General features: G+C 45.3%; 10 protein-coding genes. 9 read left to right on the forward strand and 1 reads right to left on the reverse strand.

Translation table 11 applies throughout. The features are described 5' to 3' along the window. The first annotated feature begins 406 nt into the window (after positions 1–406). The 9 genes from recO (at position 407) to folD (ending at position 12,195) form a co-directional block, all read left to right on the forward strand. Entirely contained in the window at positions 407–1,138 is a 732-nt protein-coding gene (gene recO, locus FN815_RS00005; protein ID WP_142452542.1) for a DNA repair protein RecO, read from the forward strand. A 2-nt stretch (positions 1,139–1,140) separates the two neighbouring features. Next, complete coding sequence (locus FN815_RS00010; RefSeq protein ID WP_246075076.1) at positions 1,141–2,685, forward strand: S1C family serine protease; 1,545 nt, start codon at positions 1,141–1,143, stop codon at positions 2,683–2,685. A 4-nt stretch (positions 2,686–2,689) separates the two neighbouring features. Continuing rightward, a complete protein-coding gene (locus tag FN815_RS00015) occupies positions 2,690–3,232 on the forward strand; it encodes a hypothetical protein (protein ID WP_142452543.1) in 543 nt (180 codons plus the stop codon). A 230-nt stretch (positions 3,233–3,462) separates the two neighbouring features. Further along, positions 3,463–4,659 carry an efflux RND transporter periplasmic adaptor subunit gene (locus FN815_RS00020; RefSeq protein ID WP_142452544.1) on the forward strand — a complete coding sequence of 399 codons (1,197 nt, stop codon included), beginning with the start codon at positions 3,463–3,465 and terminating at the stop codon, positions 4,657–4,659. Between the two features lie 38 nt (positions 4,660–4,697). After that, positions 4,698–7,820: an efflux RND transporter permease subunit gene (locus FN815_RS00025; protein WP_142452545.1), complete on the forward strand. Its 3,123-nt coding sequence runs from the start codon at positions 4,698–4,700 to the stop codon at positions 7,818–7,820. Between the two features lie 135 nt (positions 7,821–7,955). Continuing rightward, entirely contained in the window at positions 7,956–8,429 is a 474-nt protein-coding gene (locus FN815_RS00030; RefSeq protein ID WP_142452546.1) for a PTS sugar transporter subunit IIA, read from the forward strand. Further along, complete coding sequence (gene dacB, locus FN815_RS00035) at positions 8,430–9,866, forward strand: D-alanyl-D-alanine carboxypeptidase/D-alanyl-D-alanine endopeptidase (protein ID WP_142452547.1); 1,437 nt, start codon at positions 8,430–8,432, stop codon at positions 9,864–9,866. Positions 9,867–9,923: 57 nt separating this feature from the next. After that, positions 9,924–11,297: a sigma-54-dependent transcriptional regulator gene (locus tag FN815_RS00040; protein WP_142452548.1), complete on the forward strand. Its 1,374-nt coding sequence runs from the start codon at positions 9,924–9,926 to the stop codon at positions 11,295–11,297. Positions 11,298–11,304: 7 nt separating this feature from the next. Further along, positions 11,305–12,195 (forward strand): bifunctional methylenetetrahydrofolate dehydrogenase/methenyltetrahydrofolate cyclohydrolase FolD, encoded by an 891-nt coding sequence (gene folD, locus FN815_RS00045; protein ID WP_142452549.1) that lies wholly within the window; start codon positions 11,305–11,307, stop codon positions 12,193–12,195. Here folD and FN815_RS00050 read toward each other — a convergent pair. Next, the gene (locus FN815_RS00050; RefSeq protein WP_142452550.1) at positions 12,183–12,605 is read right to left on the reverse strand and encodes a type II toxin-antitoxin system VapC family toxin; all 423 of its coding nucleotides are present in this window, start codon (positions 12,603–12,605) and stop codon (positions 12,183–12,185) included. The genes folD and FN815_RS00050 overlap by 13 nt on opposite strands.

The raw sequence follows: 12,605 nt of genomic DNA on the forward strand, positions 1-12,605 counted from the left end.
TAAACTACTTCGTCAGGCATTTGCCGTTGGAAAAAGCGGAGAGGGCTTTGACAAAGAAAAAGCGATGGCCGCTTGACTTTAAGCACAGTTCATTCAGAACGAAAGTGAAGAACCTTAGCCACAAAATGATTACCAACTATCCATAGGGTAAAGTGGCGGAAGCACTGAAAATGCTGTACAGGAAATTAGCCCAAGTAGCTCCGCAAAATGCAAGGTCCATCGTCCCGAGTAATTCGGGATGGATGACCGGGATGGTGGAGAAAAAGCGTGACTTTCAGTCTCTATCCAAACCTCTGCACTTTCAATGCATGTTAATTTAGTTAAATGAAATTGGCACTTGGTTATAATTCCGAGAGATTAATTTTTTTCAGTTTCATTTAATAAGCTTGCGGGCTATGTTACATACATGATTACGCACACCCAGGCCATAATACTCCGCAGTATCGACTACCAGGAGTCTTCCAAAATTTTGACGGTTCTATCCGAAGAGCATGGCAAAATTGCACTTATGGCCCGTGGTGCAAAAAAACCAAAAAGCACACTTTCCGGTATCATAGAGCCCGGTTCGGTGCTGGATGTGGTGTATTACTATAAAGCCTCACGCGGAGTGCAAACCCTCACGGAAGCGTCGAAACAATTTAGTACGGATATCTTCAGGAGAGATTTTGAACGGGCGGCTGTATTATACGCAACCCTGGAATTGGTGGCCCAGCTAGTGCATGATAATGAGGTAAATGAGCCCGTTTATGCATTTTCTTATCAGGTTATAAAATGGCTGGCTGAGGCCGATGAAATTCCGGGTAGCGTGTTTGCCTATGTGCAGTTACGTTTGGCAGAATTGATCGGGATAGGATTATACAGTATGCTTGAAGATTATAAGAATACGGTGTATTTGAACGTTAGCAGCGGCAACATCTCGGAACAAGCGGAAGATGAATTGTCTTATAAACTGAGTGAAGCGCAGGGAATTTTTGTGATAATGGCCCTACACAGCAAGAGTAGAAAAGTGCTGGGCATAAAATTAGAGAATGCTGAGCTCAAACAACTTGTTCACCATTTAGATGTATATTTTAAATATCATATTGAAGGGTACCGAGAGCGAAGGTCGGACTCCATTTTTGAACAGATGTTATTATAGCTATGATGAAACGTAAAGATTTAGTATTGACCGCCATTTTGTTGGTGATGATTGGGATAACCGGAGGTACCATCATTGCCCTCTACACCATGAATGAAGAGCTGGCGCCATTGGCGGAGGTCAGAACTACCGAGATCAACCGAAGCAGTGAACCGTTTATTTCTGAAGAAGATCTGGAAAGTGCTGATGCCCGCTTTTTATTTAAGAAAATTGCAGAAGAAGTGACCCCAACGGTTGTCTACATTGAGGCAATCATTCCGGTTGATGAAGGCATGCCGGAAGATGAGCGGCATGAATTTGAGGAAGAAGATCCAGAAGAAGGACTCTGGGACCGGCTGGTTCCGCGTAGGGCCCGTACGGTGGGTTCTGGAATACTGATTACTTCAGATGGATATATTCTCACCAATCACCATGTAATAGAAAATGCAGTTGATAAAGGTCTGCGGGTGGTACTCAGTGACAAACGAGAATATTACGCCAAAGTGGTAGGCTACGACACCAGCACCGATCTGGCCGTAATCAAGATCCCCGGTACCGAGTTGCCCAATATTACGGTTGGAGATTCTGAAAATGTAGAAGTTGGGGAGTGGGTGTTAGCCATCGGTAATCCTTTCAGATTGCGTTCAACCGTAACGGCTGGCATCGTAAGTGCCTTAAGCCGGGATGTACAAATCATTGACGACCGCATGCGCATTGAAAGTTTTATTCAAACCGATGCGGCAATAAACAGGGGTAATAGTGGAGGCGCCCTGGTAAACACCAGCGGACAGTTGGTGGGGGTAAACACCGCTATTGCTTCTCAAACCGGATCCTACCAGGGATATGGTTTTGCGGTGCCCAGTAATCTTGCTTTAAAAGTAGCCCGCGATATCATAGAATTTGGTGAAGTTCGCCGCCCGCTGCTTGGAGTTAGTATTGCCGGGGTGGATTACACACGTGCCGTGGAAAAAGGAATGGATACGGTACGAGGCGTTGAAATTATTACCGCTGCACGGGATGGAGCGGCTGCTGAGGCAGGGATTGAATCCGGTGATGTAGTGCTGGAAGTGAACGCTGTGGCCGTAAATGAAGCAAACCAGCTACAGCAGCAAATAGCCGTCTTAAGTCCCGGGCAGAGGGTAAACCTTACAATCTGGAGAGATGGGAAGGAGCTGGATATAGAAGTTCCACTGAAAGAAATGGAACGGGAACCTGTGCCCGAAATCTCCTCAAACGAAGAGTCAATTATCCCACCTGAAATCCCAGAAGGCGACAACACAGGTATTTTATACCGTGAGTTTGAAAATGGTTTTCGCGTAAAAGCAATGGCCACCCCTGAAGATCCGGCTAAATTCGATTTGTATGTTGATCACGTATATAAATATTCTGAAGCCTGGAACCGGGGACTTCGCGAAGGACAGCAGATTTTAGAAGCCGGCAAAGAAAAAGTTGAAGATCTCACAAGTTTGGAAGAACTTATGCGCCGCAATCTTAATGATAATGGTTCGATCATCCTGGAAGTCGTAAATGATGAACAGGCAAAAGGTTACATCGAACTTAAGAATTAATTACATGCCCCGATTTTTTGTTTATTTGTGTGTTTCTCTCGCTCTTTTATTCACTGCTTGTTCCGCCTCCGAGACTACTGTAAGTGAGCAAGAGCTGGAAACAACGGTTCCCGCCAAATATCCGGCCTGGTTTAATAGCAACGGGGTTCAATCAGATTCTCTTTCTTTTCATGTCTATTCCACCGCTGTAGCAGCTGATTCATTAAGAGCTATCCGTAATGCGCAGAGAACAGCTCGTACCCAACTCGAATCTCATATCTCGGATGCGGTAGAAGAAGTACGATCAGAGCTGGAAGAAAATGGCAACAGCCAGGCGGCCTCAACCAGTTATATCCTGATGCTCAATGAAGCGGTAGATGCGGTGGATACAGCAGCCGAAGAGGATAAGATTGATGTATGGACTACTGATCAGCATTTCAGGGCATTTGTTCAGATTTCATTATCCAAAGCCGGATTTACTGAGATACTAAAAAACCATTTTGAGGAAGGTTCCGGTGACTGGGCTGCTTTCTCAGGAACTTCTGCTTATTCCGAAGAGCTCCAGTAATAAAGTTTAGCTAACAGCACCTTTGTTGTTTCCCCGACAGCCGGTGCTGTACTTTTCTCTTTTCTTAGATCAACCTGATAAGCTAAAGTCCGTCAGGTAACTTCATTTGAACGCTAATCCACAGATGCAAGTTGTAATAGTTGTATTTGGGACATTATGCTGAAATCCTGCTCGCACATCATCAGCAAAATTTTGTCCTTTTCAATCGCAAATTACAATACTGTGGACGTATGAATCCTAAAAAAACCGCTCTTTTCTCGTTCGGAATTTTGGTGGCCGGTGTTTTGATATCCGTACTCATTTTTTCAACTGAACCCACCGCTCAGCAGTCGGCTGCCACTAAAGAAACCCCCATGCTGGTGGAGGTAATGGAAGCCCAATCTGGGGATTTTGTGCCGGTTATTACGGCTACGGGAGAGGTAGTACCTGAACAGGAAATAATGCTTAGCCCGAGGGTAAGCGGGGAAGTTATGGCCCGTTCCTCCAAATTCTCCCCGGGCGGTTTTGTTGAAAAAGGGGATATGCTGATCCAAATAGACTCCACAGACTACGCTACAGCTTTGAGCCAGCGTCAAAGTGAGTTAACCGAGGCACAAGCCAATCTGGAAATGGAACAAGGTCGCCAGCAAGCAGCTTTGCGTGAGTACGAACTGTATGGCAATACTCTTTCTGAGGCAAATAAAGCCCTTGTGCTACGTCAGCCACAACTTAAAACTGCACAGTCACAGGTTGAATCAGCAAAAGCAGCGGTGCGTCGGGCTCAATTAGATTTAGATCGTACCACGGTCCGCGCGCCTTTTGATGCACACATCCTGTCCCGTAATGTAAATGTGGGCTCTCAGGTAAGTGCCGGTGATCAATTAGGGCAGTTAGCCGGGATGGATACCTATTGGGTGGAAGCCACGGTACCTCTTTCCAAACTTAAATGGCTGACTTTCAGGGAAGATGCTAATGCTGAACAAGCTTCAGGTGTACGCATACGCAATCGAACGGCTTGGGAAGAAGGCACTCACAGAGAAGGTAATCTATACCGTATGTTGGGCTCACTGGATGATGAAACCCGAATGGCCCGGGTATTGGTTACGGTAGATGATCCACTAAGCCAGGATGATGGGAATGCCAACCAGCCCAGAATGATTATTGGATCTTTTGTTGAGGTCGAGATAGAGACGACTCCCCTGGAAAATGTAGTTCGCTTAAGCCGCGATTACCTGCGATCAGGTGAAACAGTATGGGTGATGAAAAACGAACAGCTTGAAATACGAGAGGTCGATATACGCTTTCAGGACCAAAACTATGCGTACATCACTGACGGGCTTAGTGAAGGGGAGCAGGTGGTTACTACGAGTCTGGCAAGCGTAAGCGAGGGCGCCCCTTTAAGGCTGGAAGCTTCTGCACCTAACGAGTCATCCGCCTCCACAGAGTAATTGCGGTCATTAAGAATTAAATGCTTAACAAAAGATCTATGAGCAAGTCGGAATCAAAAGGAGAAACATCCGAAGGGATATTTAGTGGCCCAATAGCTTATATGGCTAAAAATCCCATCGCTGCCAATTTATTGATGATTATTCTGCTGGGCGGTGGCATCTGGACCATGTTCAACATTCAAAAAGAGGTATTCCCAGAGTATCTGTTGGATGTAGTTGAGGTGAGTGTAGTATATCCGGGAGCTTCTCCGGCCGAGGTTGAACAAGGTATTTTACGCCCGGTTGAGGAAGCCATCAGAGGTGTTCAGGGCATTAAAGAAATAACATCGACTGCAGAAGAAGGTTTCGGCTCTGTTTCTATTGAACTGGTGTCAGGTTCAGAGCGGATGCAGGCTTTCCAGGATATTGATCAGGCCGTAAATCGCATCACCACTTTCCCGGATGATATTGAAGAACCCGAGGTCCGGCTTCAATCCAACCAACGGGAAGTGATGACCATTGGTTTATATGGAGATGCCGATATCTGGACCTTACGAAAATTAGCTGAACAGATCAGGGATCAGTTGCTCAGTCAGCCTTCCATTACCCAGGTAGAAATTGGTAATGTACCGGAATATGTGACACATGTGGAAATCCCGGCCCGAACCTTACGCGAATATCGTTTAACACTGGGTGAAGTTGCCAATCTTATTGAAGCTTCCAGTGAGGACATTCCTGCCGGTGCCGTAGAAACCAATGCTGGCGAGATCATGCTTCGCGTACAGGAACGCAAACAGTGGGCGGATGAATTTGCCTCTATCGAAATCATCTCAGCGCGGAATGGTGGTTCAGTTACGTTAGGTGATTTAGCCGTAATTACGGATGGCTTTGAAGAAACCAGTTTTCACGGACAGTTCAACCGCCAAAACACGGTGGACCTGAACATCTACAGAATCGGTGATCAGTCGCCGCTCACCATCGCTGAAACGGTAGAACGGGTTTTAGAAGAATCCAAAACTGGTTTTCCGCAGGGCGTACAGTACCGGATTGACAGCAACGCAGCAGATGATTTCGAAGAGCGGCTTTCGCTTTTGATGGAAAATGGGGTAATGGCCATTTTTATTGTGTTATTTATTCTGGCGCTGTTCCTTGAATACCGCCTCGCTTTCTGGGTGATGATGGGGATGACTATTTCTTTTGTGGGCGCGTTGCTATTCCTGCCACTTGCCAACCTCAGCATCAACATGATATCCATGTTTGGTTTCCTGGTCGTATTGGGTATTGTTGTTGATGATGCTATTGTGGTGGGGGAGAATATCTACGAATATCGCCAGCAAGGTATGAATTTCCTGGAGGCTGCCGTTGAGGGAGCCCGGGATATGAGCCGGCCGGTAACCTTTAGTATTCTCACCAATATCATCGCTTTTGTACCACTGCTGTTTATGCCGGGAACCACCGGTAAATATTGGTGGCCGTTACCTGCTGTGGTCATTATCGTGCTGGCGGTATCCCTTTTTGAAGCTCTGTTCATTTTGCCCGCCCACCTTGCACACAGTAGCGGGGAAAGCTCATTCAAAATTGGTCGCAAGTTGCAGAAGTTTCAAAAGAGTTTTGCCCAGAAGGTGAATCATTTCATTAACACAAAGTATCGCTCCTTTCTGGATTTGTGCCTGCGCAATCGATACATCACCTTAAGTACAGCCATTGCATTATTAGTGATTGTAGGTGGATACGGCTACAGCGACCATATGGGAATGGTATTGATGCCCGAGCAAGCCGCCGATGAAATTGAGGCCGGTGTGGGTCTTCCGGTGGGTACTACACCGGATCAAGCAGCTAAAGTGGCAATGGATATCACCGATGCCACCTATGAGCTGTTTGAAGCAAACAACTTATTTGAGGTCGCCGAAGGAATTAAAACCAATGTACGCGGGCAAAGTTTTATTGACGTGGAAATTGTGATGCGTCCACCTGACGAACGGGATATGACGGCAAGAGAATTGATTGCTTTGTGGCGGGATCAGATTGGAGACATTGAAGGAGTGGATCAAATCACTTTTGAAGCAGAACGAGGCCCCGCAGGTTACCAGCAGGATATTAGTGTGGATCTTAGCCACGCCGACATCAATGTACTGGAAGAGGCCAGTCAGGCTTTTATGGAACGGATGGAAGCCTTTGATGCCACTCGCGATGTAAATGACAACTATAACAAAGGTAAAACCCAATACGATTTTAAGTTGCTACCAGAAGGTCGCAAACTTGGATTTACCTCTTCAGAAGTAGGCTGGCAGGTTCGCAATGCCTTTTACGGAGCACTGGCCAAACGACAGCTCAGGGGAACCAATGAGGTGGAAGTACGGGTAAAATTACCTGAAGAAGAGCGTAATGACCTATATCACCTTGAAAACTTTGTATTACAAACAGCCGGAGGCACACAAGTGCCACTGATGGATGTAGTGGAAGTGGAGGAGGGAGAAGCCTTTACAAGCATCAATCGCAGAGACGGCCGCCGTATTGTTTCTGTAGGTATGGATAGTGAGCCCGCAAGTGCTGTGGGACAGGTGTTGGAAGCTATCCAGACGGAGGTTCTCCCTGAACTCAGAGAAGAATATCCGGGGCTGACCTGGAGCTTTGAAGGCAGCCAGGCTGATATGAGAGAATCTACGCAAGCACTTTGGGGAGGATTTTTCCTGGCGCTTTTAGTGATTTATGCACTGCTGGCGGTTGCCTTTAACAGTTACCTGCAGCCCATGATTGTGATGGGGGCTATTCCATTTGGTATCGTAGGTGCGGTGTTAGGACATATTTTTCTGGGCTATGATTTATCACTCGTAAGTCTAATGGGGGTAATTGCATTGTCAGGTGTTGTCCTCAATGATTCATTGATCATGATAGACTATGCGAATAAGAAACGAAAAGACCAATCTGCTTATGATGCCATTCATGAAGCCGGATTAAGACGTTTCCGCCCCATACTGCTTACTACCCTAACCACTTTCGGGGGACTCACGCCGATCATCCTGGAAACATCACGTCAAGCTATTCACTTGATACCGATGGCTATATCGTTAGGTTTTGGGATTGTATTTGCTACTTCCATTATACTGGTAATAGTCCCTTGTTTGTACATGATACTGGAAGATATATTGCCAACCAGCAGTGGTGAAACTGCTTCAGCTTGAGTGTGCTACTTCGGTAACCTGCCAAGTGATATAAACCTTTACAAAATCACTTCAATTATTCTTTGATTGATTGCAGTGTAGGTGCCTATATTCGACAAATATTAAACCACTCACTTGTTGAATAGAATTTTTTGCATGAATTTATTTTCGCTGTTAGATGAATCAACGGTTTTACCCCATTTTGAAGTGGGCTCAAAAAAAGAGCTTATCAATGCTTTAGTAGACTCCCTGAAAGATAAAATAGAGACTGAGGAAAGCCTTGAAGAAGTAAGGGAGGCCGTTTTTGAACGCGAAGAAATTATGTCAACCGGGGTAGGCAAAGGATTAGCCATCCCGCATGCCAAAACCAAAGCAGTTGATACGAACCTTGCTGTTTTTGCACTGCTTAAAGAGTCTCTCGATTTTGATTCTATTGATAAAGAGCCTGTACGATTAGTGTTCTTACTGGTAGGACCGGAATCAAATAACAGCCAGCATATTAAATTGTTGAGTCGCATTTCCAGACTGATGAACAGCGGTTCGTTCCGGGAAAAAATATTGAATTGTACCACCACCGAAGAAATTTTAGAAGCTTTCCGGGAAGAAGAGGAAAAATACTTTGTGAGCTAAATGAGCAAAGCAATCCGCATCCTTTTTCTGTTCTTATTTGTCTTTGCAGCGGAATCACTTTGCGCACAATCTTTATCATCCATCATAAAAAAAGCGCCTAATCAAGAGGCGTTCTGGTCGGTGACCGTGCGGGATGAAAACGGGGGAATTCTCGAAAGCTATCACCCCAAAAAAGCCATAATTCCAGCTTCCAATCAAAAACTGGTAACCTCTGCGGCTCTGCTCGATTATTTTGGATCGGATTTTAAGTTTGTTACGAATATTTATGGAGATGGAAGCCAACAGGGAGCCACCTGGATGGGAGATTTGATCATTAAGGGCAGCGGCGATCCATCAATCAGCGGGGACTTGTACGACGGAGATCGATATCATGTATTCGAAGTCTTTCTTGAACAGCTTCAAGATCAAGGAATTGAGAGAGTAGAAGGTGATTTACTGGCTGATGTTTCACTGTTCGATACCCAATATTATCCAAAAGGGTGGGACTGGTACGATATGTCGTTTTACTACGGGGTGCAGGTGAGTCCCTTATCGTTTAATAACAACGCTGTTGATCTGGATGTGTATGCGGAGGGAAATATTGGGGATACTCCACGTATTTCATGGTTTCCTGAAAATACAGATTACGTCACTTTTGTAAATGAACAGGTGATCACGCATCCGGCTACCGAATACGATGAATACTACCGGCGTGAAATGGGCGGTAATACCATTGTGCTGGGGAGCACACTTCCACAAGGATATCACGAGGAAGAAGCACTTTCTGTAAACAACCCGGCGCTATTTTTTCTGGATTCTTTTAAGAAATATTTGCTCCGGAATGGTATCTCCGTCACAGGAGATATTGAGATTTTGCCGGCAGAAGCATCCTATGATACGTCGATGGTGCTGGCTCAGCATCATTCTAAGCCTCTTGGAAAACTCATTGAATGGCTGAACAAAGAGAGCGACAATTTTTATACTGAAATGTTGGTTAAAAAACTCTCAGCGCAGAGCGGCACACAACCGGGTACTTTTGAAGATGGCATCAAGCTAGTACGTGTTTTTCTGGATGGCTTGGGGATTGATACTACCTATGTTCAAATGAATGACGGCTCCGGGATGGCTGCAGGTAATTTTAACCAAACATCCATACTTTCGGGCTTACTGCAGAACATGCAAGATCATCCGGAATTTGACAGCTACTTTAGTAGCATGTCGATTGCCGGTATCGACGGAACGCTTGCTCACCGGATGAAAGGAACACCTTTGTACCAGAATTTCAGGGGCAAATCCGGTTTCGTGACAGGCGTGCGAACGCTGAGCGGGTATATGGAAGCGAAATCCGGAAAAAAGCTGATAGTTAGCCTGGCCACCAATAGTTTTATCTCCGAGAAAGTTCGACCTATCGATGCCGTACACGAAGAAATTTTGATGTACCTTTATGAAAAGTACTGAAGTATCAGTTTTGAGTTCTAAATGTGATGTCATAGAATTAAAATTCGCAGTTTATAGATGTCTGAAAAGAAAGCCCATATATTGGTAACGGATGATGAGAAATCAATCCGTAATACCCTTAAGGAAATCCTGGAATTTGAGGATTACCTGGTTTCTGCCGTAGAGAGCGGACAGGCAGCGCTGGATTTTATTGAAAAGAATGACATAGACCTGATGTTTCTCGACATCAAGATGCAGGGCATGGACGGCTTGGAAACCCTGGAGAAACTTCGTGAGGATGGATATGGATTTCCCGTCATCATGATATCAGGCCATGGCACCATTGAGATTGCGGTAGAGGCGACCAAGATGGGCGCTTATGATTTCCTGGAAAAACCCCCGGATTTAAATCGCTTGCTCATTGCGGTGCGCAATGCACTCTCACAGCAAAACCTGCAAAAGGAATACAAGCAGATTAAAAAGAAGCTGCCCAAGATTCAGGAGATTATCGGGGAGAGCAAAGCCATTGAAGAGATTAAGACGATGATCGAAAAGGTGGCACCCACGCATTCCAGGGTACTTATTACCGGCGAAAACGGAACCGGCAAAGAGTTGGTAGCGAGATGGATCCATGAGAAAAGTCCGCGCAGTGCCGGACCATTTGTGGAGGTTAACTGCGCCGCCATCCCTTCAGATTTGCTGGAAAGCGAACTATTTGGGCACGAGAAAGGAGCCTTTACCGGGGCCTCGGAGCAGCGCATCGGTAAATTTGAACAAGCCGACGGGGGATCGCTCTTCCTGGATGAAATTGGAGATATGAGCCTGGAGGCACAGGCCAAAGTGTTACGTGCTTTACAGGAAAGTATCATCACACGCGTAGGTGGTAATGAATCTATCAAAGTGGATGTACGCATTTTAGCTGCTACCAATAAAGACCTGGAAGAGGAAATTAGCGAGGGTAATTTTCGGGAGGATTTATTTCATCGCATTAGCGTGATTCCTATAGAAGTACCGCCGCTGCGTGAACGGCAGAAAGATATCCCACTAATAGCTCAGGCATGTTTGCAGAATTTGAAGGAGCGGGATATCAGTTTTTCATCGATTTCATTTTCAAATGATGGTCTCAAAGCTCTTCAACAAAAAGAATGGAGCGGTAATGTGCGGGAGCTGCAAAATGCGGTAGAACGACTTGGTATTTTAGCCACCGGGGAAGAGATCACCGAAGAAACCGTGCAAAACGTACTGAAATCCAGAGACTTAAAGGCGGAAGACTTGGGAAATCTTGCAGACGAAACCGAGGACTTTCAGGATTTTAAGGAAACGGCCGAACGTCTTTTTCTGGTGAAACAACTGGAGAAAAACGACTGGAATATCTCTCAGACTGCGGAAACCATTGGCATACAGCGCAGCCATATGTACAACAAAATGAAAAAATATAACATAGAACGATAAACATACCATGAGCGCAGAAATAATTGACGGGAAGAAAGTAGCTGGATTAGTAAGAAGTCGTGTACGGGAGGATGTAGAAGACTGGAAAAGCAAAGGCAATCGGGCGCCTTTTCTACAGGTGGTTTTGGTGGGGGATGATCCTGCATCTAAAGTATACACTGGGGCAAAAACACGTGCCTGTGAAGAAGTAGGCATAGAAACCCATACCGAAATTTTGCAGGATACCATTTCGGCGAAGGAGCTCAAGTCCATCATTCAAGGGTATAATGAAGATGATTCTGTGGATGGAATTTTAGTGCAACTTCCTCTGCCTTCACATTTATCTTCTCATGACGTAATTGAAAGCATTGATCATCGCAAAGATGTAGATGGCTTTCATCCAATGAACGTGGGGCGGCTTACCGTAGATCAACCCTGTTTCAAAAGCTGTACCCCGGCCGGTATTATGGAATTATTTAAGCATTACAGCATCCCGGTCAAGGCCAAACACGCCGTAGTAGTGGGAGCCAGTAACATTGTGGGTTCGCCCATGGCTATCATGCTTTCACGTGAAAATGCGGCAGGCAAAGCAACTACGACCATCTGCCACAAGTACACCAAAGATTTAACCCAACACACCATCTCTGCCGATATCGTGATTGCCGCTGCAGGTCAGCCACACCTCATCAAAGCCGAAATGGTTAAAGAAGGCGCTGTGGTGATTGATGTAGGCATCAACCGTGTGGCCGATGAAACCCGTGAAAAAGGCTATAAACTTGTAGGGGACGTAGACTTTGAATCCGTGAAAAAGAAAGCCAGCTGGATTACACCGGTACCAGGCGGAGTAGGCCCCATGACCGTTGCCATGTTGATGAAGAATACCTTGCTGGCAGCCAAAAAAAGTATTTATCCGGAATAGTTTACGGTTTGGATATCTAACTCAATGGCGGCTTTCAGCAACACGTTATCAAAAGTAAACAAGGCTAGTAGATGGTTTTTTGCTATACCAAGATGAATAGCATCAAGCGTTCGGAGTGGTGTCGTAGTATTTTTAAGCAAGAGTTCTGCAGATTTGAAATCAAGGTCTTCTAATTCTATGTATTCGAATAGGTTTTCAGATCGGTGAAACTTATACATCTCATGTGTTAGCTGGACATCTTCAACAGAAATTTGGCCAATTCGATTACGCTTTTTCAAAGCTGAATAAAACTCAACATCTGTTAATGAGCTTACATAGGTAGTCTCAGTTGAGCCAATTATTCTTTCAACAGTGGCACTTTTCTGTTCCGCAATGTAATAAGCAAAAAGCGTACTTGTATCTACATACAT

This window comes from Gracilimonas mengyeensis (assembly GCF_900182705.1).
Lineage (GTDB): Bacteria > Bacteroidota > Rhodothermia > Balneolales > Balneolaceae > Gracilimonas > Gracilimonas mengyeensis.